This window comes from Pedobacter kyonggii (genome assembly GCF_004310665.1).
GTDB lineage: Bacteria > Bacteroidota > Bacteroidia > Sphingobacteriales > Sphingobacteriaceae > Pedobacter > Pedobacter kyonggii.
In genome coordinates this window covers 97,817-122,057 of the sequence record NZ_SIXF01000012.1, presented here as the reverse complement: position 1 = coordinate 122,057, position 24,241 = coordinate 97,817, and the positions used below count along the sequence as shown (strand labels likewise).

Annotated in this window: 20 protein-coding genes; 14 read left to right on the top strand and 6 right to left on the bottom strand. The window is 39.1% G+C overall.

Annotated features, from left to right (window positions below):
* Positions 1–10: 10 nt before the first annotated feature.
* From fabD to EYS08_RS13970, 3 genes are all read right to left on the bottom strand, one after another.
* Positions 11–892 carry an ACP S-malonyltransferase gene (gene fabD, locus EYS08_RS13980; protein WP_131030619.1) on the bottom strand — a complete coding sequence of 294 codons (882 nt, stop codon included), beginning with the start codon at positions 890–892 and terminating at the stop codon, positions 11–13.
* 81 nt (positions 893–973) lie between these two features.
* Positions 974–1,609 (bottom strand): GTP cyclohydrolase I FolE, encoded by a 636-nt coding sequence (folE, locus tag EYS08_RS13975; RefSeq protein WP_116250505.1) that lies wholly within the window; start codon positions 1,607–1,609, stop codon positions 974–976.
* Between the two features lie 12 nt (positions 1,610–1,621).
* Positions 1,622–2,032: a 6-pyruvoyl trahydropterin synthase family protein gene (locus EYS08_RS13970; RefSeq protein WP_029274209.1), complete on the bottom strand. Its 411-nt coding sequence runs from the start codon at positions 2,030–2,032 to the stop codon at positions 1,622–1,624.
* Between the two features lie 105 nt (positions 2,033–2,137).
* On the opposite strand from EYS08_RS13970, the gene mqnB reads away from it, so the two are divergent.
* The 3 genes from mqnB to EYS08_RS13955 all read left to right on the top strand — a co-directional run bounded on the left by mqnB (position 2,138) and on the right by EYS08_RS13955 (position 5,040).
* Positions 2,138–2,761: a futalosine hydrolase gene (gene mqnB / locus EYS08_RS13965; protein WP_131030618.1), complete on the top strand. Its 624-nt coding sequence runs from the start codon at positions 2,138–2,140 to the stop codon at positions 2,759–2,761.
* Positions 2,762–2,879: 118 nt separating this feature from the next.
* Complete coding sequence (locus EYS08_RS13960; RefSeq protein ID WP_131030617.1) at positions 2,880–3,728, top strand: menaquinone biosynthesis family protein; 849 nt, start codon at positions 2,880–2,882, stop codon at positions 3,726–3,728.
* 550 nt (positions 3,729–4,278) lie between these two features.
* Positions 4,279–5,040 (top strand): hypothetical protein, encoded by a 762-nt coding sequence (locus EYS08_RS13955; protein WP_131030616.1) that lies wholly within the window; start codon positions 4,279–4,281, stop codon positions 5,038–5,040.
* Positions 5,041–5,275: 235 nt separating this feature from the next.
* Here EYS08_RS13955 and EYS08_RS13950 read toward each other — a convergent pair whose 3' ends face one another.
* The 3 genes from EYS08_RS13950 to EYS08_RS13940 all read right to left on the bottom strand — a co-directional run bounded on the left by EYS08_RS13950 (position 5,276) and on the right by EYS08_RS13940 (position 8,587).
* Positions 5,276–5,971 carry a response regulator transcription factor gene (locus tag EYS08_RS13950; RefSeq protein ID WP_029274212.1) on the bottom strand — a complete coding sequence of 232 codons (696 nt, stop codon included), beginning with the start codon at positions 5,969–5,971 and terminating at the stop codon, positions 5,276–5,278.
* A gap of 175 nt (positions 5,972–6,146) precedes the next feature.
* Entirely contained in the window at positions 6,147–7,967 is a 1,821-nt protein-coding gene (locus EYS08_RS13945) for a sensor histidine kinase (protein WP_131030615.1), read from the bottom strand.
* 254 nt (positions 7,968–8,221) lie between these two features.
* Complete coding sequence (locus EYS08_RS13940) at positions 8,222–8,587, bottom strand: DUF3127 domain-containing protein (protein WP_057933226.1); 366 nt, start codon at positions 8,585–8,587, stop codon at positions 8,222–8,224.
* Positions 8,588–8,658: 71 nt separating this feature from the next.
* On the opposite strand from EYS08_RS13940, the gene EYS08_RS13935 reads away from it, so the two are divergent.
* The 11 genes from EYS08_RS13935 (at position 8,659) to EYS08_RS13885 (ending at position 24,231) form a co-directional block, all read left to right on the top strand.
* Positions 8,659–9,837 (top strand): THUMP domain-containing class I SAM-dependent RNA methyltransferase, encoded by a 1,179-nt coding sequence (locus EYS08_RS13935; protein ID WP_131030645.1) that lies wholly within the window; start codon positions 8,659–8,661, stop codon positions 9,835–9,837.
* Between the two features lie 67 nt (positions 9,838–9,904).
* On the top strand, positions 9,905–10,399 hold the full coding sequence (locus EYS08_RS13930; RefSeq protein ID WP_131030614.1) for a hypothetical protein: 495 nt from the start codon (positions 9,905–9,907) through the stop codon (positions 10,397–10,399).
* A gap of 311 nt (positions 10,400–10,710) precedes the next feature.
* Positions 10,711–10,992: a helix-turn-helix domain-containing protein gene (locus EYS08_RS13925; protein ID WP_029274217.1), complete on the top strand. Its 282-nt coding sequence runs from the start codon at positions 10,711–10,713 to the stop codon at positions 10,990–10,992.
* 73 nt (positions 10,993–11,065) lie between these two features.
* A complete protein-coding gene (locus EYS08_RS13920) occupies positions 11,066–11,710 on the top strand; it encodes an HD domain-containing protein (RefSeq protein ID WP_131030613.1) in 645 nt (214 codons plus the stop codon).
* 83 nt (positions 11,711–11,793) lie between these two features.
* On the top strand, positions 11,794–12,321 hold the full coding sequence (locus tag EYS08_RS13915; protein WP_131030612.1) for a hypothetical protein: 528 nt from the start codon (positions 11,794–11,796) through the stop codon (positions 12,319–12,321).
* 93 nt (positions 12,322–12,414) lie between these two features.
* Positions 12,415–13,671 (top strand): putative DNA modification/repair radical SAM protein, encoded by a 1,257-nt coding sequence (locus tag EYS08_RS13910; RefSeq protein ID WP_131030611.1) that lies wholly within the window; start codon positions 12,415–12,417, stop codon positions 13,669–13,671.
* A 178-nt stretch (positions 13,672–13,849) separates the two neighbouring features.
* Positions 13,850–14,638 (top strand): TIGR03915 family putative DNA repair protein, encoded by a 789-nt coding sequence (locus EYS08_RS13905; RefSeq protein ID WP_244215954.1) that lies wholly within the window; start codon positions 13,850–13,852, stop codon positions 14,636–14,638.
* 298 nt (positions 14,639–14,936) lie between these two features.
* Positions 14,937–15,227 (top strand): co-chaperone GroES, encoded by a 291-nt coding sequence (locus EYS08_RS13900; protein ID WP_010599229.1) that lies wholly within the window; start codon positions 14,937–14,939, stop codon positions 15,225–15,227.
* A gap of 101 nt (positions 15,228–15,328) precedes the next feature.
* Positions 15,329–16,963, top strand: coding sequence for a chaperonin GroEL (gene groL, locus EYS08_RS13895; RefSeq protein WP_057933220.1), 1,635 nt, complete (start codon positions 15,329–15,331; stop codon positions 16,961–16,963).
* Between the two features lie 354 nt (positions 16,964–17,317).
* Positions 17,318–23,215 (top strand): PKD domain-containing protein, encoded by a 5,898-nt coding sequence (locus EYS08_RS13890; RefSeq protein ID WP_165456457.1) that lies wholly within the window; start codon positions 17,318–17,320, stop codon positions 23,213–23,215.
* Positions 23,212–24,231, top strand: coding sequence for a PorP/SprF family type IX secretion system membrane protein (locus tag EYS08_RS13885; RefSeq protein ID WP_244215953.1), 1,020 nt, complete (start codon positions 23,212–23,214; stop codon positions 24,229–24,231). Before EYS08_RS13890 ends, EYS08_RS13885 begins: the two co-directional genes overlap by 4 nt.
* Positions 24,232–24,241: the final 10 nt, after the last annotated feature.

Sequence of the window (24,241 nt, the reverse complement as noted above, 5' to 3'; positions counted from 1 at the left end):
TTTGAATAAATTAAGCTATGGCAGCACTACTTGTTTGCACTTCGCGGCTTACCTTTTTAACCAATCCCTGCAACACATTACCTGGGCCAACCTCTACAAATTCAGTTGCACCATCGGCAAGCATGTTCCCTACTGTTTGAGTCCAACGTACAGCACCCGTTAATTGTTTAATTAAATTACCCTTAATTTCAGTTGGGTCGGTATATGGCCTTGCATCAACATTTTGGTAAACCGGACAAATTGGTGCAGCAATATGAGTGGCCTCTATAGCTGCCTGTAATTCAATTTTTGCAGGCTCCATTAAAGGAGAGTGAAATGCACCGCCTACATTTAATTTTAAAGCTCTTTTAGCTCCTGCTTCTGTTAGTTTAGCACAAGCCAGATCAATTCCTTCTATGCTGCCCGAAATTACCAATTGCCCTGGGCAGTTATAATTTGCTGGCACTACCACAGCATCAATTTCTGCACAGATTTTTTCAACTACATCATCAGCTAAACCTAAAATAGCTGCCATGGTTGATGGTTGTGCCTCGCATGCTTTTTGCATAGCATTTGCACGGGCAATTACCAGTTTTAATCCATCTTCGAAGCTTAATGCATTTGCGGCCACTAAAGCCGAAAATTCACCTAAGGAATGGCCTGCAACCATATCTGGTTTAAAATCGTCGCCCAACACTTTGGCTAAAATAACCGAATGCAAAAAGATTGCCGGTTGGGTTACATTGGTTTGTTTAAGCTCTTCATCTGTTCCGCTAAACATAATATCGCTAATACGGAAACCGATAATTTCATTGGCCTGTTCAAATAATGCTGCAGCTTTTGGGTTCTCATAAAGATCTTTACCCATACCTACAAACTGTGCTCCCTGTCCGGGAAAAATATATGCTTTCATACCCCTTAATCCCCTAAAGGGGAAATTAAATATTTAGTTAAATTATTATTGTTAATCCATACCCCCTCTAGGGGGCTGGGGTTAATCTAAACTTGCGGTGATTAACCTTAAAAACTCGGCTCTAGTTTTATCGTTACTTAAAAAAGTTCCTGTAAAGGCTGATGTTGTAGTTACCGAATTCTGCTTTTGCACACCACGCATAGACATGCATAAGTGCCTGCATTCCATCACCACTGCAACGCCCATTGGGTTAAGGGTATTTTGAATACAATCCCTAATTTCGTTCGTCAAACGTTCCTGTACCTGTAAACGACGGGCAAAAGCATCAACTACACGTGGGATTTTACTTAAACCAACAATGTGTCCGTTAGGAATATAAGCAATATGTGCTTTACCAAAGAATGGCAGCATATGGTGTTCGCACATCGAATACACTTCAATATCCTTAACCACAACCATTTGGCTATAATCTTCTTCAAACATTGCGCCCTTCAGAATCTCATCAGGCTTTAAATCATAACCGTGTGTTAAATATTGCAGCGCCTTAGCCACGCGCTCAGGTGTTTTTAGTAAACCTTCGCGTTCCGGATTTTCGCCCAACTGGCCAAGAATATCTTTATAATGTGTAGCTACAGCTTCAATTTTATCTTCGTTATAACGGTCTATTTTTACGTAACCGTCCCTCGATTCGCCTTTCAATACGTCTTTATTGCTCATTAATTGGGGTTTTTAACCAAAGTATTCAACAAAATTATTTTCGGTCTCGTATATTTTTACGCAATGTAAAACTGCGCCGCTCTCTGCAATCGGCGCCCATAATTGTTTCCAGATTTCTATGGCCAGATTTTCTGTTGAAGCCAACTTGCCTTTCATAAAATCTACATCAAGATTCAAGTTTTTATGGTCAACCTTATCTACCACATAGTCATTCATTACGTCTTTCAGCCATTTCAAATCAACAAGAAAACCTGTTTCTGGATTAACTTCGCCTTTAACTGTAACATATAACCAATAGTTATGGCCATGCCAGTTGGGGTTGGCACATTTACCATAAACTTCATTGTTTTTATCATCATCCCAATCGGTACGGGCCAATTTGTGCGCCGCGTTAAAGGATGCTTTTCTCGTTATGTAAATCATTACTATAAAATAAAATGCAAATATACGGATAAAGGTTCAAGCTTAAAGACTAAAGACCAAAGCTTACATAAAACTTAAATGAAAACAATCTGCTAACTTTACGTTATGAAAACTTTAGTTGTTGCTGCTACAAAAGCCGAACTCACCTTCTTTTATCAACATTTTAATTTGCCAGATGGAGATTTTGTAGAAAGTAAAAATTTCGATTTGCTGATTACAGGCGTTGGAATGGTAGCAACAGCCTTTGCCCTGGGTAAACATCTTTCATCCAAATATAATCTTGTGGTAAATTTCGGCATTGCCGGAAGCTTCGATCGGAATATAGCTTTAGGTACTGTATTAAATATTGCCGAAGATACTTTTGCCGAACTGGGTGCCGAAAATGGAGACGAATTTTTAACCATAAGCGATTTGGGTTTTGGGGAGAACCATTACACCTCGAAAACACACAAAAGCGTTCAGCTACCCGTAGCAAAAGGGATAACCATGAACTGTATAACGGGAAGCGAAAAAAGCATTAAAAACCTAATCAAGAGGTTAAACCCAACTACCGAGAGTATGGAAGGTGCTGCTGTTTTTTATGCCAGTAAACAGTTAAACATAGATTGTTTACAGATTAGAAGTATATCTAATTATGTAGAACCGAGAAATAAAGACAATTGGAAAATTGGCTTGGCCATTAAAAACTTAAACGATTGGGCCATTGCATTTATTGGAGAAATGAACTGATTATGACCGATTAGTTTACCGCAGTACTTAATTTTGATTTATGAACCCGACACAATTAAAATAGTTATTTTAATTGTCAAAGGCTCCATCTAACAACTGAAAACAAAAAAATAAATAGATGAAACTTACACTTGGATTTTCTCCCTGCCCTAACGACACCTTTATTTTCGATGCGCTAATTCACCATAAAATTGATACAGAAGAGCTAGAATTTGAAGTTTCGTATGATGATGTAGAAACTTTAAACCAAAAGGCGCTTAGGGGCGAATTAGATATTACCAAGTTAAGTTTTCATGCCTTTGCTTATGTAGCCAACCAGTATGCCTTACTGGATGCGGGGAGTGCCCTGGGTTTTGGTGTTGGGCCGTTATTAATCAGTAAGAATCGTTTCGCTGGAGAAAATGACGCTGAACTGCAAACGCCAGACTCCAAACTAAGGGTTGGAATACCGGGAAAATACACCACCGCTAATTTCTTGCTGGGAATTGCTTATCCTTATTTACAAAACAAGCAGGAACTTGTTTTTTCAGAAATTGAGTCAGCCTTGCTTAACGACCAGATTGATTTAGGACTGATTATTCACGAAAACAGGTTTACCTATCAGGATAAAGGTTTAACCAAGATTGTTGATTTAGGCGATTATTGGGAAAAACTAACGGGTTGTGCCATCCCATTGGGCGGCATCGTAATTAACCGTAATTTAGATCGCGAGGTACAGTTAAAAGTGAACCGTTTAATCCGCCAGTCGGTAGAATTTGCCTTTGCACATCCAAAATCGGGAATCGATTTTATCCGCCAGCATGCCCAGGCCATGCAAGAAAGTGTGATGTACAAACACATCGAATTATATGTGAATAAATATAGCATAAACCTTGGTGAAGAGGGCCGTAAAGCGGTTGATACTTTGTTTAAGCTTGCGCAGGAAAGGAATATCATTCCGGCAATTCAAGAAAACCTGTATTTATAGAGGAGCCGTCATTGTGGGGAGTTTTCTAGCTCTGAACAAATTTTTTGTGACTTTGCCACAAACCAGCATAGTATTTTTGAATGAACCTTACAAATTGAGTTTTTTCTGCCCTTTTGAAATTTTATCCCTAAATTTATTTTTTAGTCGGCTGTGATTTTCTTTGCTTGGCTTTTGTGATTATACAATGGAGCGATTCAACAATAGTTTCGATTCTTGTTTAGACAGATTTACTTCTGGTTTATCGCTTTCAATCGTAATGCAATTTTTCTTTTTAAACTTCATAAAATGTGTTTTGGTGGTCACTCCTCCTTACGCTTGTCCTTATGTCACCTATGCGAATTGAACCCAAATTTGCACGTATTAGGTCGGTGGTTAAGTCTATTGGATTACTTGGGGTTTTTAGTAAACCGTTTACTTAGAAATCAGTACTTTGAAAATTCTCTATACGGTTACATGTCTGTTAAAGTAGATTTTTAAGATATGATTTTTTATAGCTATGTAATCAAATATTACATACCTTGTAGGTATAAATTATTAGCCACTACAACCTATGAAAACACATTTAAAATTTATGCTAGGATTTATCTTAGCCGGCAGTATCACCTTTCAAGGGTGTAAAAAAGAAGAAATCGTTGAACCAGAAAAAGAATTAGAAACATTTTCCGGCAAACCGAATTTATCAGCCAATGTTCCTAACTGGGAATCCTATGCTAAAAGCGAATTATTTCCATATGGAGATGGTACTCAATGGAAGACTTTAATTCCATGGGATGGTCAAACGTTTTATATGAGTAACATCCATCTAAGAGCCGGTTATGCATACGGAACAGCTGTTGCTGTTATTACAGGAACTCCGGAATCTCCAACTGGGGAAATAGGGAATTTGGTAACAGGAGAAAGCTGGGAGGGCCCGACTAGAATGTTTGGTTATACGAAACGGTCATGTAATCCGCCAGTTATCAATAAGCTCACCAGCACTTGGACAAATTATAGTATGACAGGTAAGGATAATGCTGGCGACACATTTACTGCATTCGGAAGCCAATTTCAGCAGACGAATGACTGGAACCTTCCAATTGATAATTCAGCTTCAGTAGATTTAGGTGAACGTTTTTTTGATGGGAGCATACAAAAAGTAAAGATTACAAGGGTGCTGTTTTATGGATTAGGAAATTGTTCATTTACTCCTCAGCTGGTGACATTTAAACTAGCAGCAGTTAAAGATAGTCAAGGTGTGATCCATTATTACATTGCACATCCAAATTTTCAAGAACCAAAAATTATACAATTAGTTGATCCAGGTGTGGAATAACTTTTTAGTTTTGTTGGGGATGGTCGAAAGATCATCCCATTTTTATTTAATTTATTCTAACTGTTCATGCAATAGATTTACGAGACTCGTCCAGTCAATGATGATATTTTTACCTTTGATCATATTGTCGGCTTTTGGGGCAAGTGGACTCTCATAGATAGTGTCTTTTTAAAGTAGCTACCTAAACAAGTTCGGGAGGACGACCGCTGTTATAAAACTAAAACATTTCAATAGCCTAACTTACCAGCAACTTATAACCTTTTCCGTGCACGTTAATAATTTCTACTGTCGGATCGGCCCTGAGATACTTACGCAACTTACTCAAAAACACATCCATACTCCTTCCGTTAAAGTAATTATCATCATGCCAGATACTTAACAATGCCTCTTCACGGGTTAAAACGGTATTCTTTTTCAAACACAATAAACGCAACAGCTCAGCTTCTTTGGTAGAAAGTTTTTGCTGATGGTCGTTATCGGTAATAATCTGGGTTGTATAATCGAAATGATATTGACCGATAGAAAACTGTGTTTCGGCAGCCTCGTCGTTATTATCTGTTTTATTGGCCACACGCTTAAACATCGCATTAATCCGGAGCAAAAGTTCTTCTATACGGAAAGGTTTGGTAATATAATCATCACCACCTAAATCATAAGCAGCAGATTTATCTTCCAGCATGGTTTTAGCCGTTGCAAAAATAATGGGCACCTGTGTGTTTACCTTCCTAATGTCTTTACCTAAGGTAAAACCATCTTTTTTAGGCATCATCACATCCAGAATACATAAATCGAAGTTCTGCTTATTAAACGTTCTCAATCCATCCTCACCATCGGTGCATAATACTACATCAAACTTGCCTTTAAGCTGCAAATAGTCTTGTAACAATAAACCTAAATTTGGGTCGTCTTCTACCAGAAGTATTTTTTTCATTTTCTTGTTTTTATTCACATACGTGTTATTACCCACGCTGAAGGTTTGATTCTGAATATGCACAACGGTTTAATTTATGCTATAGATTAGATTAATACTCCACTATATTAACTAAATTAAACCCCCTCTATTTAATGTATCGATAAAGCAAACTTTTGTACCGATGTTTAACTGTTTATAAAGGTAAAGATATTTCGAACGTGGTTCCTCTATCTTTTTCGCTACTTACCTTAATGGTTCCAGTCAATTTTTTAATAATATCCTGAACATAATTTAAACCTAAGCCAAACCCTTTAACATCGTGTAAATTACCTGTTGGCACCCTATAAAACTGGTCGAAAATCCGTTTAGACTGCTCCTTGGTCATTCCAATGCCTTTATCCGCTATTTCAATAATTAAATTTTTACCTGTATTGCGGGTAGTAATGGTAATCTCTGGCGTATCGCTACTGTATTTATTTGCATTATCAATAAGGTTATAAATTACGTTAGACAGATGCAGCTCATCGCCATATACAACGGCATTTTCCGCATCGGTATGTACTTTGATAATGGCATTCCTTTTCTGTAATTGCAATTCCATGCTATCCAGCACAATCACAATCAAATCGTTCACATCTACTTCGGTGTTCTCCATTTTAAGCTCACCTTTTTCTAAGCGGGCAATACTTAAAACACGTTCGATATGATTACCTAAACGAACATTTTCATCATAAATAATCCCTGCCAGGCGTTTTAATCTGGCCTTATCTTCTGTCACCTCCGGATCTTTCAAAGCCTCGCTGGCAATCATAATAGTAGCCACAGGCGTTTTAAACTCATGCGTCATGTTATTGATGAAATCTGTTTTCATCTCCGACAGTTTTTTCTGCTTTAAAATAGCATAAAGGGTATATGAGAAAATAAAAACAAGTACCAGTAACAGGCCGATGGATGAGGCGAGCGTTGCGCTTAGGTTAGAAATAATAGCCGAATTTTTGTTGGGAAAACTGACGAAAAGCATCCCGGGATCGCGAAAGATATCGTTTCCAAACAAAGGTGTTTTATAGGTATTTTCAGGCAAAAACTCTCCTTTAACGTTAGATGCCGTCATAAAAATAGTCGAATCTTTTCTCGCTAATGAAATCCGGTAGGATGGTTCTAGTGTAATATTATTGGCAAGGAGTTCTTGTTTTAATAAAACGCCTAACGAATTAAAATTAATGCGTTTATAGATTGGCACATTGGCTTCCTGAAGTTCTTTAGATACATCCTCAACTACACTCGATCGGGTATATGAAAAAGTGTCTTTGCCCAATGCTGCAATTTTAAGCTCTAATTTTTTCCGCTCAATCTCGTCTTCACGTTCAAATTTTTTCTGTAAATCGTTAGGAATCTTTGGAACATTTGCAAAACCAGGACTACCATCCCGGGGATCAAAAACCAAATATCTTAATGTATCGGGCAAACTCTGCAGACTTTTAAATTCAAATGCTTTTGGTGGCGCGGTAAAAGGTTTTGTGCGCATGCTATAACCTTTTAAAATAAGACTCTTAATATCGATAAATGCATCCATCTGTAAATCCAGCTTGTCGCCATTTTTCGAACTCAACGAAGTATATTCCCTTTCAGAAATTACATTGGGTGCGCGATAAGATACTCGGATAATACTATCCTGTTGGTTCAGGTAACTTTCGATCTGATTTTCTCTCTCGGCTTGCCGCAGCTCTGCTTCTTGTACATATTGTTGCCGTAAATCCTTAATATCTAATGCCCGTTGCCTGGAGTCTTGTAACTGCTTCAGTTTATTTTCAGCATCTTTCCTGTTTAAGTGATCGGCAACATTTCTACGCTGTAGTTTATTTACTACCGATGTTAGCGTTTGGTTTACCTGCTCATCAAAAAGCTGAGATTTTAGTTTGTACGATTCCCTGATGTAATACAGCTGCATTACAAAAACACCAAGCAAAGCTACTGTCATCAAAACGGTAATTAACCAAAAACTCTTTTTCTTCATGAACTAGATTGGTTTTAAAATTAAAAAAACCGGAGCATAATCTTCTTAAATCTAAACAGATATCAAAAATACTGATTAGCTAAGTGAAGTGTTTGTTTTTAACATATTTTAACAGCGGGAAGCGCTGGAAAGACTCCCAAAGTTTTCTGTAGCAAGGGCCTGGTAAACTTCGGAAGTCTGGCGCGGGCAAAAAAAATGCCGAGACTAAAGCCTCGGCATGGTTCAAAATTGTTTGCTTAAAAAAGATTCTTTATTTAGAAAGGCAAATCATCATCTTCACCTGGTGCATTGCTTACATCAACCGGAGCTGCATAAGCTGGAGTAGCTGCCGGAGCACCTGCTGCAACTGCATTTATACGCCAAATAACCAAACTGTTAAAATATGATGTTTTACCTGCTTTATCTGTCCAAGGGCGACCACGTAAATTAAAGAAAACCTCAACCTCATCGCCTGCTTTAAATGTATCTAATAATGCAGTTTTATCTTGTAAAGCCTCAAAACGGATATATTCTGGGTATGTTGGGTTTTCTGCGTATTCTACTATTAAATCACGTTTTTTAAACGTCTCACTTACTTGTTGTGTGGCACCTACTTCGTGTACTTTTCCTTTAATTTCCATATCTAATACTACTTAATGTACTATAAACATCAAATCTCTATAATTTTATTGATAACTTCGCATATATTATGATGCAAGTTTTCCACAATAAAAGCAAGGTAATTATTACCTGCAACAAGCGCCTTTCGCCCTATTTACAAGATGAAGTTACGGCTTTAGGTTACACCATAGAAAGATCTTTCGCTACGGGTGTTGAGCTCAATATCACCCTTACAGAGTGTATAAAGCTAAATTTGAACTTGCGCTGTGCCAGTCAGATTCTATATGCCATAAAAAGTTTCAAGGCCATTACACCCGATGATTTATACAATGAAATTGCAGCCATTGAGTGGGAAGAACTGATTGATTTTTCGGGTTATTTCTCGGTAACCTCAAATGTTGATAACCCAAATATTACCACGCCATTATTCGCAAACTTAAAAGTAAAGGATGCAATAGTAGACCGCATGAAAGAGAAAAAAGGCATCCGCCCTAACTCTGGATCTGATGCAAATAAAACAGTAGTGCATTTATACTGGAAAGATGCAGATGCCGATGTTTTTATGGATACTTCAGGCGAAACCCTTGCCAAACACGGTTACCGTAAAATACCTGGTAAGGCCCCCATGTTAGAAGCTTTGGCCGCGGGGGTTATTTTAGCAAGCAACTGGGATAAGAAATCGCCATTTATTAACCCAATGTGCGGTTCAGGAACATTGGCTATCGAAGCGGCGCTGATTGCAACCAACCGTGCCCCTGGATTATACCGGATGAATTATGGTTTTATGCACATTTTAGGTTATAACGAAGAAGATTTTTTCGCTGAGCGTAGAATTTTAAAAGATCAGGTAATTAAAAATGTTGACCTTAAAATCGTAGCTTCCGATCTTTCGGAAGATGCAGTTGAAGTAACCCGTAGAAATGCTAAAACTGCTGGTGTTGATACCTTAATCGAATTCGAAGTTTGCGATTTTGAGTTAACACCGGTTCCTGAAGATGGCAAAGGTGTTGTTGTTTTTAACCCTGAGTATGGTGAGCGTTTAGGGGTGCATAGCAAGTTAGAATTGACTTATAAACGTATGGGCGATTTCATGAAAACAAAATGCAAGGGCTATTCTGGATATATTTTCACTGGAAATCCCGATCTTGCAAAGAAAATTGGATTAAAAGCAGCTAAAAAAGTTGAATTTTATAATGGTAAGTTAGACTGTCGTTTACTAGAATATGAATTATATGACGGCTCTCGCCGAGCACCGTTAATTGAGGCCTAGTCTTTTTCATTGAAAATTAATATATTACCCTCTCTTACGTACCATAACGTAGAAAATTTTGAAGAATATGGAATTTGATGACATGGACCATATGCCCGAATGGGAGCATTTTAGTCGATTTGGCCGAGATGATGAGGATGAAGAAAATCTATCAAGTGTTGATGCAGAAAAAGTCAGATTAAAAGTGACCAGGGCTAAAAGCCTTTACAACCAGGCAAGAGCCGTATATAAATATGCTGCCTTGTTCTGCGAAACACTGGAAGGAGAGATGGCTGAATTGACCACTAACTTAATTATGCAGAATGCCCTCATGTTATGTCCTAAAATTGTTGGGGCAGAAGGTGCAGATATGTATATTTTAAGAATGGAAAATGCCTCAATTATCCGAACCAATTGCCGTGAATTAGAAACCCAGGTGAGGGCAGCAGATATGTTCGAAATCTGCACTCCAGAATATAAAGACATAGTTCTAGACGAAATTGAAAAATTTCGTCTACTCTTTATCGAATGGGTTAAATATTTCGAAAAAGACGAATTTGAAGATGACTGGGGGCTATATTAACCCTTAATATTTAATTTTTCTACGTTTTCTTACCTCCCACCTTTTCTCTTGTTGATTTGAGCTGCATAATGCAATAATATTCTAAATATACCTTATCACTCCTTCTATCTAAGGCACAACAACCACCACAAAAATCTGATTATCAATCAAAAACAGAACACTTAAACATTTAGGTTATTTTTTTGTTGTAATAATTAGTTCATTAATCCGTTTCGCGTATTCCCAATAGTGTTAAAATTTATAATTTAAAAACTGTTGCGGTTAAAGCTTCGTACATAATGAAAAAACACTAAAAAATTTATCCCCTTTTTATGGAAGATGTATTGGCTTTAAAGACAAAGAACGTTGCCGGGAATATCAGAAAAATTAGAGAATACAGAGACTATACTCAGGATTATCTGGCGGCGAAATTAAAAATATCTCAAAATGCTTATAGCAAAATTGAGCTCGGTTATAGTAAATTAACTATCGATCGTTTGTTCCAAATTGCAGCAATTTTAGAGGTTGAAGTATCTCATTTATTAACCCTTAACCACAATGATTTAATTAAAATTATTGCTGATGATGAGAACAGGACAGCAGCGGCGAGTTAATACCGAGGCGCTGTTGATATCATTTCTTTTACCCTGCAAATAATTCCAATACCTTTGGAACAAATTTAGAACTATGCAGGCTATTATTCAAAAAACTATTGATTTTGTTCAGAAAACACTAGCCAATGCCGAGGCGGGGCACGATTGGTTTCATATTGAACGTGTTTTTAAAACCGCTCAAACCATTAATCAACAAGAAAATGGCGATGAACTTGTGGTAGCCTTTGCCGCATTGTTGCATGATATTGCTGATCCTAAATTTAATAATGGTGATGAAGAACTGGGGCCGAACATGGCTGCTTCATTTTTAGCATCAATTGCTGTTGATGCTAAGGTTATTGCCCATGTTAAACTGATTATCCAGAACATGTCGTTTAAAAATAGTTTTGATGGCACAGGTTTTACCTCAAAAGAAATGCAAATTGTACAGGATGCAGATCGCTTAGATGCAATCGGGGCCATTGGTATTGCAAGAGCATTTACCTATGGTGGATTCAAAAACAGGGTACTTTACGATCCGGCTATTTTACCAGAAGAACACCTCACTAAAGAAAGTTATAAAAATACCACCGCTCCTACTATTAACCATTTTTACGAAAAACTGCTGTTGTTGAAAAACATGATGAATACTGAAGCAGGGGAAGCAATAGCCATAGAAAGACACAATTTTATGCTCCTGTACCTGGAGCAATTTTATAAAGAATGGGATGGTAAATAATCAACAATAAGCCATTAAAAATACCTAATAGTAAGTATTCCGAAACCATGCATTAGGGCTTAACTTTACAAAAATTAATCCTCATGCATCCTTATAAACTAAAATACCATAAAAATAGTGTTTTGTTAATCGCGATGGTTGGCATTCCTGTGTTCTTCATTTCCTTAATGTTGTATTGTCTTTTTAGTTTACCTTCATCGCTTTCTGAAACGTCTACTTTGATATTTGTTTCGCTATCGATTATTTTAATGGCACTTCTTTTATTATGGATTACCAAAACGCAGATTTTTGTACATAGTAAAATTTTAATCAGTGAAAAAGGCATAAGCTTTAAATTAAAAAGCACTTCTTTCTTATACCGGAGAACCGAGTTTTTTTCTGGATGGGAAAATGTAACCAGCTTAACCGAAATGTTCGATAACCACAATGGAGGTTACTTTTATCAAATTGCATTTAAAGACCCGGGTTTCGTGGCAAACTTTAGTCCACTGAAAAACCACGAAATAGAGGTCGATTGCTTCTTTTCTGAACTGCAATACTATCAGGAAAGTTATAATATTGCCCATCAACTGCCAATAAGCAGAAAGCTTAACCCTTCGAACAGTTTTTAATCAGCACTATTATTCCAAAATAGAATAGGTTAGATAAATCTATTTGCTAATATTTTTAGTTATTAAACTATCTTTGTTAGTAAATATATCCTTATGTTTGATCGAATCCGCGAAAAATTAAATATTCTTGCTGACGCCGCTAAATATGATGTTTCTTGTTCATCAAGCGGCGGCACGAGAAAAAACACCAATAAAGGCCTTGGCGATAGCCATACATCTGGCATTTGCCATACCTACACTGAAGATGGCCGATGTGTTTCGCTTTTAAAAATCCTCCTGACTAACCATTGTATCTACGATTGTTTATTCTGCGTTTCGCGAAAAAGCAACGATGTAAAACGTGCAGCCTTTACCGTAGATGAAGTTGTAGAACTGACCATGAATTTTTATCGGCGCAACTATATTGAAGGCTTGTTCTTAAGCTCAGGGATTTTCAAAAATGCCGATTTTACCATGGAACGGCTGTTATTAGTGGTTAAAAAACTCCGTTTGGAACAGAACTACAACGGCTATATCCATTTAAAAACCATTCCGGGTGCCAGCGACGAATTAATTAAAGAAGCTGGCTTATATGCTGATCGGATGAGCATTAATTTAGAAATGCCAACTGAAGCTGGCTTGAAGCTTTTGGCTCCTGAGAAAAACCACGGGGAAGTAATTAAACCTTTGGCTTTTGTGCAACAGCAGATTAGCCAGTTTACTGCGGATAAAAAACTGATCAAACATGTACCAACATTTGTACCTGCGGGACAAAGCACCCAGATGGTTATTGGTGCCACACCAGAAAGCGATAAAGATATTATGTATACCGCAAATACCTTTTACAAAAATTTCTCTCTGAAAAGGGTTTATTATTCTGGCTATGTGCCGATTAGCAATGACACGAGGATGCCAATACTTGGTACACAGCCACCATTGCTGAGAGAAAACAGGTTGTATCAAACCGATTGGTTAATGCGGTTTTATGGCTTTAAAGTGCAGGAAATTTTAAATGATGCCAACCCAAACCTTGATATTGATATCGATCCAAAATTAAGCTGGGCGATTAGAAATATGCAACATTTTCCTGTGGATATTAATACGGCTGATTATAAAATGATTCTCCGGATACCGGGTATTGGTGTAATGTCGGCCCAAAAAATTGTACAGGCCAGAAAGTTCGGAAAACTCAGGATTGACCAGTTGAAAAAAATCGGCATAGCTTATAACCGGGCCAAACACTTTATTATTTGCCTGGATAGCCCTTATCAGCTGAAAGATTATCAGGGCACACAGATTAAGGCTTTTATTTTGGCCGAAAGCCAGAGTAAATATTTAAAAACAGATAGCAACCAGATGATTTTGTTTTAAACGCGTTGTCATTCTGAACGCAGTGAAGACCTGCGAAGCAAACATGAATACCATAATACAGTGAGCAAAAATGAATAATCTGTAGTGTTTGGGCTGTTTCCATTGTTCAGAACGCTGGCTTTGACCTTACAGATTCTCGGCTCAGTTTTTCATAGGAAGATTCTTCACTGCGTTCAGAATGACAGTTAAACTAACCAACCCGATGATCTACATTTTCGATGGCACTTTTCAAGGTTTATTAACCGCTGTTTTCGAATGGTTTGAACGTAAGCCAGGAAAAGTTGTGCTAAAATCTACTCCAATTTTTCAGCCTGAAGCTTTTGTAGAAAGTTTTACAGTTAGCACCAATGCAGAAAAAGCGGATCGGGTTTGGGCAGGGCTGCAAAAGAAATTCAAAAAGGATTGGCAACGCAAATACTATTGCTCCTTCTTATCAGAAATACCCGAGGCTTACAACCACCTCTTTCAGTTTACCGTATACATTTTTCAAAATCAATTGGGTGCAGAAAGTAATTATGGCAATCCGCATGTAATTGCACTAGCCAAATATGCCAAAAGCGTAGAAAGGGAAAAACACAGAATAGAAGCATTTATCCGTTTTCAAAAAACTGGTGATGGGATATTTTATGCCAATATAGACCCTGATTTTAATGTGCTGCCTTTAATATCCAATCATTTTAAAAACCGTTATGCCGATCAGCCTTGGGTAATTTACGATTTAAAGCGCAAATATGGCTTACATTATAATTTAACAAGCGTTGAAGAAATTACGATCAGCTTTAGCAACGGTGCAGGTAAGCAAAATCTTGCGCCAGTTTTAATGGACGAGAGTGAGGCATTGTATGCAACCCTTTGGAAAGATTATTTTAAAAGCGCCAACATTGTAGCGCGGAAAAATACCAAACTACATCTGCAGCATGTGCCCAAAAGATATTGGAAATATTTAACGGAGAAAGTTCCAATTTAGCTAGCAAGAGTTGACAACTCTAATAGCATACAGGTTAAGTCCGATCCGTCACACTGTACCGAAACTTCAGGATCAGGGTCTATGTTGCAAAAAAGATGTTCATTTCTTGGGAAGAATCAAACATTATGTTTTGACTAAAAAATTAAAACTTACTGCCATGCTGACACCTACATTCTCAATTAGCGTGAAAAGTTTGACAGTTTGGTGAAAATTTGTCCCTCTAAACCTCTTGGCATAAAAAGTGTTAATTGTAAGCTTAGTTAAAAACTCAAATCAAAATAAAAAAATAATAAAAGTTATGGCGTTAAACCTTAAACCAATTGCTGGCAGTTCGAATAGAGTAATAGTTGAACCGGCTGCGGCAGAAGAGAAAACTGCATCAGGTTTGTATATCCCTGATACTGCAAAAGAAAAACCATCTAAAGGAACTGTAGTTTCTGTTTCTGAAGAGGATGCTGAAGGTAAAAAAGCAAGTGTAAAAGTTGGCGATGTTGTAATTTATGGTAAATACGGCGGTACCGAATTCCCTTATGAAGGTAAAGATTACTTAATTATGCGCGAAACTGATATTTACGCTGTTGTTGGGTAAAAATTAAAATGTTGCAACGTTGTAACGTTGTAATGTTATATAAATCGGAAGAGTGAAATGTTTCAACCTTCCAACATTAAAACTTTAAAATATTCTTAAAAATGTCAAAACAAGTAAAATATAACGTAGAAGCTCGTGATGCCCTGAAAAGAGGTGTTGATATTCTTGCAAATGCAGTAAAAGTAACTTTAGGTCCAAAAGGCCGTAACGTAATTATCGATAAAAAATTCGGTTCACCAGCAATCACTAAAGATGGTGTTACAGTTGCAAAAGAAATCGAATTGAAAGATGCTGTTGAGAACATGGGTGCTCAAATGGTTAAAGAAGTAGCTTCAAAAACAGCTGATATTGCTGGTGATGGTACTACTACTGCAACTGTATTAGCTCAGGCAATTATTACTACAGGTATTAAAAACGTTGCTGCTGGTGCAAACCCAATGGATTTAAAACGCGGTATTGACAAAGCCGTTGCTGCTGTTGTAGAAAACTTAAAATCTCAATCACAAGCGGTTGGTGATGATAACAATAAAATTAAACAAGTTGCCTCTATCTCGGCTAACAACGACGAAGTTATCGGTTCGTTAATTGCTGAGGCAATGAGCAAAGTTGGTAAAGATGGTGTAATTACTGTTGAAGAAGCAAAAGGTACCGAAACTGAAGTTAAAACAGTTGAAGGTATGCAATTTGACAGGGGTTATTTATCTCCATACTTTGTTACCAATGCAGATAAAATGGAAGCTGAATTAGAAAATCCTTACATTTTAATCTACGACAAAAAAATCAGTAACATGAAAGAATTGTTACCGGTTTTAGAAAAAACTGTTCAAACTGGCAAACCATTGGTTATCATTTCTGAAGATTTAGATGGTGAAGCTTTAGCCACATTGGTCGTTAACAAAATCCGTGGTTCATTAAAAGTTGTTGCTGTTAAAGCTCCAGGTTTTGGTGATAGAAGAAAAGCAATGTTAGAAGACATCGCGATTTTAACCGGTGGTATTGTGGTATCAGAAGAAAGAGGTTATAAATTAGAAAATGCTGATTTAACTTACTTAGGTTCTGCTGAGAAAGTTGTTGTTGATAAAGACAATACAACTGTAATTAACGGCGCTGGTAACTCGGATGATATTAAATCACGTGTTAGCCAAATCAAATCTCAGATCGAAACAACTACATCTGATTACGATAAAGAAAAATTACAAGAGCGTTTGGCTAAATTAGCTGGCGGTGTTGCCGTTCTTTATGTAGGTGCAGCTAGTGAAGTTGAAATGAAAGAGAAAAAAGACCGTGTTGATGATGCTTTACATGCAACCCGCGCGGCTGTAGAAGAAGGTATTGTTGCTGGTGGTGGTGTTGCTTTTATCCGTGCGGTTGAAGCTTTAGCTAACCTAAAAGGCGCTAACGAAGATGAAAACACTGGTATCCAGATTATCCGTCGTGCTATCGAAGAACCATTGCGTCAGATTTGCGAAAACGCAGGTATTGAAGGTTCTATTGTAGTTCAAAAAGTTAAAGAAGGCAAAGCTGATTTCGGTTACAATGCACGTACTGATGTTTACGAAAACTTAATTGGCGCTGGTGTTATCGATCCAACTAAAGTAAGCCGTGTAGCGTTAGAAAATGCAGCGTCTATTGCAGCAATGTTATTAACTACTGAAGTTGTTTTAGCAGACGAACCTGAAGAAGGTGGTGCTCCAATGCCTCCAATGGGCGGCGGTGGCATGGGTGGTATGATGTAATACCATTCTGCAACGAAACGATTTCGTGTAAAAATACACCCTCAAGGTATAAGGCCTTGAGGGTTTTTTTATGCCTTATTGCAGCGAAAACGAAGCTTTATCCATTCTATAACCCATTCATTTAGTTGATGTTGGTGTAAAGTTTTATAAGCGTAGTACTAAAATCACGTTCTTTGCAAACGAATATTTATTGACGCGTCTTAGGTCTAATACTCATCTCTGAGATTGGATTAAAGCAAGTTTAACTAACGGAAGCTTCCAGAACGCAATAAAATCATTCCCTAGTGTTAGAGATTTATGAAGATTCGTTGTAAAAGGAAATGGCTTTCTTTTGTCCTCTTTTTTGGGGTATTTTTGTTCACGTCAAATGTTTTCGCGCAGGTAACCATTGGCACAGTAGACCCAGGACCATATACACCGGGCAGTACCATAGCTGTTCCTTTTAAAGTACCAGCAAGCTGCATATCGCAGGGAAATCAATTTCAACTCTATTTATCAGATCAAAATGGAAGTTTTGGTACCGAAACCCTTATTGGCAGTTACACTGGCTTCTATAGCACTTATATAAATGGATTACTCCCTACAGGCCTTACGCCTGGCACAGGCTATCGCGTTCGGGTAAAAACTACCACTCCGGCCACAGCAAGTAACCCTTCTACCCCTTTTGAGGTTAAGGCAGGAGCTGCTGTTGAAGCAAAATTAACATCAACATTGTTAAATGCGGTCAATGATGAAACTTTTGGTACTTGCACCAGTAAGGCCAATAATTCTTTCTTCCTTACAAATGCATCTACAGCAAATAGTACGGTTACCGCGAGCATAACCGACGAAGTAAACGGCGGAGGGCCAATATTAATCAATTTCCCCACTGCAATACAATCTTTTACTGCTCAACAGACACATTACACCATTTATACCAAAGCAGTAATGCCCGATGGTTCGGTGGCGACCAGAGCCTATCTACTCATAAATAATAAAGCGATAACAGCCTTTGCCAATACCGGAAATACGGCACTATGTTTACCTACGGCTAATTTTACTTTTAATGTAGATGTTTCCTCGAGCTCGGGCATTCAAAACAATTTTCCGGGAGATATTTACACCATCACGTGGGGTGATCAAGCGACAACCACACACACCCTTTGCGAAATTATTGCTAATGGCGGGAAGGTAACGCATCTTTATGACAGATCATCTTGTGGAAGTGTTTCTACATCAAGCGCCGGCACCATTTATAACGCCTTTGACGTTTCCATCCGCGTATCCAATGCTTTCTGTAATACCATGGGTACACCAGTTTCTTCTTCAGCAAAGGTGGTCGTAAAACCGACAAACTCGTTCGCTTATAATACACCAGGCTGTACCAATGCAAATATCACATTTGTTAACACATCTGTTTTGGGCGAAAACCCAACCACCAATACGCCAGGTTGTACCCCCAATAACATTACTTATAACTGGTATGTGGATGGTGTAATCATAGAATCTGATAAGCCAAAATCATACAATTTTGTATACAGCTTTCCTACCCATGGAGAACATACGGTTACATTAACGTCCAAAAATCTTTCGACCGATTGCGATGCCGATCCAGCCAATAACAAAATTTGTATTCAGTATCCGCCAAAGCCAGCATTCAGTTTACCATCAAATCCAATCTGTGCGGGAACAACATTAAAAGCTTCTGATCTTTCAGTTTTAGATAATATCTGTGATGCAGCCAACAGTTACTTTTGGTCAGTTTCTCCTGCGGTTGGTTTTACAGGGGGCACAAGTGCAACAAGTAAAGAACCTGAGTTCAATTTCACCAATCCAGGTACTTACACCATCACCTTAAATATTACTACGCCATCTTGCGGTGTAGTTACAAGTCAGCCACAAACTGTTGTGGTTAATGAAAGTCCGGCAACTACACTATCACCTGATATCACCTTGTGTAACCTGGCTACTTACGATTTTAACAATACCACAACAGGGCCAACCCAAACATTAATTACAGGCACCACAAAAGATTTACCCGATAGTTATACCTGGACAGTTTCACCATCAGGAGCCGGCACCTACAGCTTTACTAACGGCACAACCGCCAATTCTAAATACCCATCGATAAAATTCGATAGCTACGACACTTATACGATAAAGGTTGTCCATAAAAATAATTGTGGAACGGCCGAGGATACCCAAATCCTAACCTTCAGCACCGCTCCCGTAATTAGTGCGGGTACTGACCAAAGCATCTGCTTCAATGATCCAAGCTTTACTTTAAGCGGAACCATAAGCGGCGCGACTACTACGCAAACCTGGGTTGGCGGATTAGGAACATTTACACCCAGCAGAAACGATTTAAATGCAATCTACGAGCCAACCGCAGCCGAAAAAACAGCGGGTACGGTTACTTTAAGATTAAGGGTTACCACCGCACTCGCCGCCCCATGCAATCAGATTGATGACGATATTATTCTAAAAACAAAACCCAATATCAGTTTAACGAGCGCAGCAGCTAAAACCATTTGTACAGGCAATAGCGTTGCATACGCCCCAACTTCTGCAGTAGCAGGTGTAATCTATACCTGGACAGCGACTGGAACTGCAACTGGCTATACCGCCAACGGAAGCGGCCCCATTAACGATATCCTCACCAATACTGATCTTAATGCCGACGCAAGCGTAACTTATATCATCACTCCCCATTTTGATGGCTGCGATGGAACGCCATTTAATTTAGCGGTTAATGTTAAACCTAACCCTATTGTAACACCAACTGCAGCCAATGCGACCATCTGTAATGCCACTTCATCGGCCATAATCTTAACAGCAAACCTAACAGGTGTAAACTATACTTATACCAGTGTGATAACCGGAGCAATAACCGGAAATAGCAATAGAGCAGTAGCATCGGCAGGAACACAGATCAACGATATTTTAACCAATTCTGGCACTACCGCAGGTACGGTAACTTACACCATTACACCTGTATCTACAAATGGTTGCCCAGGTACACCAGCCAGCATTACAATTACGGTTTTGCCAAGCGCAACACTGCCAAATGCCGGCCCTGATGAGGCGATCTGCAACGCCAGCACTTATACCCTAAAAGGAAATACGCCAGTAGTTGGCACTGGCAAATGGGCAATCGTTACTGCACCAACAGCCGTAACTTTTGCTGATGACACAAAGGACAATACAACAATTGCTGGTTTACAGCCAGGAAATACTTATACCTTTAGATGGACAATAAGCGACACCAACTGCTCCACATCCAGCGACGATGTTCAAATCATCGTTAATCCGCTCAGTGTTGGTGGCACAACCACAGGCGACGTGAATGTATGCGCCGGTGCAAATGGCGGAAACATCAGTTTAACAGGGCAAGTTGGAAACATTATCCGTTGGGAAAGATCAATCAATAACGGGGTAAACTGGTCTACCGTTACCTCAACAGCAAATCCATATGCATTTTCTAACCTCGCTATAAGCACGCAATACCGTGCAATTGTACAAAGTGGTAGTTGTGCAGAAGCCATGTCAACCGTAACCACAATCACTGTAAATCCGGGTACCGTTGCAGCAAATGCAGGAGCAGATCAAAACTTATGTAGTGGAAACAACATTACCTTAAATGGCAACAATCCTTCACCCAACAGCGGCGTGTGGGCTTTAACATCAGTACAAGCCGGCATTACCATAACCGATCCTACACTGTACAACTCCGCGGTTACCGGTTTGGTACCAGGGCAAACTTATACCTTTAGGTGGACTATTTCTGGTTTCAATGGCTGTCCTCCATCTGTAGATGATGTAATGGTTACCTATTACTCACCTGTTACCAATAATATTGGACCATCATCAGTGCCAGTTTGTGCCGGCCAAAGCATCACTATTACAGGCGATACACCAACCGGCGGAACAGGAACATTCGCCTACCAATGGCAGAGCAGTACCGATGGAAATACCTGGAGCAATATTCCTTCAGCCATCAACAAAGACTTAAGCCTAATTGTAAGTGCTTCAACCTATTTCAGAAGATTAGTGAACAGCACCATCTGTACTTCAATTAGTAATTCGTTACAGATTACCGTGTTGCAAGGCTTAACTAACAATACCATTGCTGCCGATCAAAACATCTGCATCGGTGCACCTGCAGCGGCTTTAACGGGTACTACACCTAGCGGTGGTAACGGAACTTATGTGTACCAATGGCAATCGAGTTTAAATGGAACAGCCTGGAGTGATGTATTGGGCGCAAACAGTGTAAACTTTACACCTCCAACACCAACCGTAAGCATTTATTACCGTCGATCAGTAGCTAGCGGCCCTTGCAGTAACAATTTAAGCAACCAGATTAAGATAACGGTTAATCCACATGCTCAAGCAGAAATCACCTATAATAAAAATGTTGGCTGTGCACCTTTTATTCTAGATGCAAACAATATTGCTGCAACCTTATATCCCGACAGGAATAGCATTTACACCTGGTTTGCCAATAATGTACAAATCGGAGTAGGACCAACATTCCCCGGTTATACCATAATGAATGGCAACGAAAGCGTAACCATAAAACTCATTACTACCAGTAGCACGGGTTGTAATCCAGACGAAAAAAGTGAAGCATTTAGTACACTACCAGTAGTTACACCATCATTTACCGCAAGTATAACGGAAGGATGCGGCCCCCTTAGTGTAACCTTTACCAATACCACTACCCCACTTACTGGCGCCACTTTTAGATGGAATTTCGACAATGGAATATTCTCAACATTGCCACAACCTGCAGCACAGACTTTTCAGCCAGACCCGACAGGAAAAGACAAAATTTACAATGTTATCTTAGAAACTACAACACCATGTGGACCGCTGATTATCAAAACAGTAACAATTATTGTACATGCAAAACCTGTTGCTATATTTTCTCCTGATAAGACAACCGGATGTTCTGATTTATTGGTAAACTTTATAAATACCGGACCTGAAAGTGCCGGAACAACTTACACCTACGATTTCGGGGATGGCATCTCCTCAGATCCCATTCCTGATAGAAGAACAATAAATCATACCTTCAAAACACTCGTAGTAAAGGACTTTATCGTAAATATGACAGCTAAGAATAGCTGTGGCGAGACAAATGCAATTCCTGTTGTAATCAGGGTTTCGCCAAATAATATTATACCAGCCCTAGTGGTAAATGGAAACGAGAAAAAAGGCTGTGCACCTTGGACTGTAAATTTTTTAAACAACACCAGTGGGGCAAGCCGCTTCGTTTATACCATTACCAATGAAGATTCTGGAGAAGCCCCTATCCTGATCCCGACCACTAGTACAGGCGTTTTTCCATACACTTTCATGAAACCAGGACGATATACCATCAAACTAGATGCTGAAAATGATTGTTCCAAGAATTTCGCCGCAGAAACCGTAACCGTACTTGCTCAACCTACAGCAAGTTTCAGTGCCGATAAAACAATTGGCTGCACCAATCTCACTGTTAAATTTAAAAATACAAGTGTTGGGGCTGTCGGGTATGCATGGGATTTTGGTGATGGCTCCCCGATTTCAAATGAGTTTGAACCACAGCATACCTACACGGGATCAGATGTAAATTATTCTGTCACCTTAACCGCAATCAATGGACAAGGCTGCTCCAATCCTATAAAAATCACCGATTTTATCCGTGTTGTTGCTCCACCAGTCGCAACATTCACCGTTACTCCAGGCAACGAAGTATCTATTCCCAACTATTCATTTGCCTTTAAGGATATCAGCACCGATGCCGTAAGCTGGGAATGGACTTTTGGTGACGGGTCGCGGTCAGCCCTGCAAAATCCAAACCATACTTATGCCAACGAAGGCACTTATAATGTAACCCTGAAAGTGCTGAACAAAGAAGGCTGCTCTTCCACTGCTTTCCAATCGGTACGGATTATTGGTGTACCGGGTTACTTAAATATCCCCAATTCATTTATGCCCGCAAGTGCGAAAAACGAGATTAAAATCTTTAAAGCAAAAGGCCGCGGCATAAAAGAGTGGCAAATGTCTGTTTTTAACAAATGGGGGCAGTTACTTTGGGAAACGACTAAATTGGATGACAGCGCACCGCTGGAGGGCTGGGACGGCACTTATAAAGGACAGGAACAACCACAAGGTATTTATTACTGGAAAGTAGATATAAAATTTATTAATGGCAGTGATTGGAAAGGAATGACTTACGATTCATCCCCTCCAAAGAAAACGGGTGTAATATATTTAATACGATGATGAGGAGAGGGATAATATTATTTTTGTTTTGGGTGCTGCCGATTGTTTCGTTGGCGCAGGACCACATTTATTCGCAGTTTTACAATGCGCCGATTTACTTAAATCCGGCTTTAACAGGTCAGTTTGAGGGCGACATTAGGCTTAATGCCTTATACCGTAACCAATGGACGGGTTTAGCAAGTGATTTTTCGTACGTGAGTGCTTCAGGCGACCTCAATCTACGGAGATTAAACAGCGGCATTGGTCTAATTTTTAACCGCAGCAGCGAGGGTACCGCTTACCTGGTAAAGAATAATATTGCCCTAAGCTATTCCTATATCATCGGTGGAGAGGATTTTGCCTTATCATTTGGCTTACAGGGAGGTATTACCAACCAAAAGCTAAACTGGGATAAACTTGTTTTTGGCGATCAGATCGATATCAACACGGGTTATATTCCTGGTAGTATTTCTGGCGCCGAAAGGCCAAGTGTAGATAGTCGGTATTATTTCGATTCCAATGCAGGAGCTAATCTTGTGATGGGGAAATTTATGATGGGAATAGCTGTACATCATCTTAACCGTCCGGATGAATCCTTATCGGGCTTTCAGGCCAAGTTGCCGATGCGCATCTCAGGCAATTTAAGCTACAAGTTAACATTGGTACCAGATGAGTACGATCGCGATGGGAATTACCTCATCCCATCCATTGTTGCCTACAAACAGGGCAACGTAAAATCGTTTAGTGCGGGCATGCAATATAAATATGCGGGCATAAACGCAGGTATCTGGTACCGCAATGATGGCAATTCGAATGGAAATGATGCGATTGTTTTTTCTGTAATCTTCGATATTTTTAACCGCAGAACAAACGGCGAAAAATTCAGGTTAGGCATCAGTCATGATGCTACAACCTCTAAAATCAACTACAGCAACACTGGCGGAACATCCGAAATTGGTGTGGGTTATGAAAAATATTTTCCAAATAGTTCGAATGGTGGCAGGGCAAATGGCCTAAGATGTTACGATTTTTATTAATTTGCCTTTG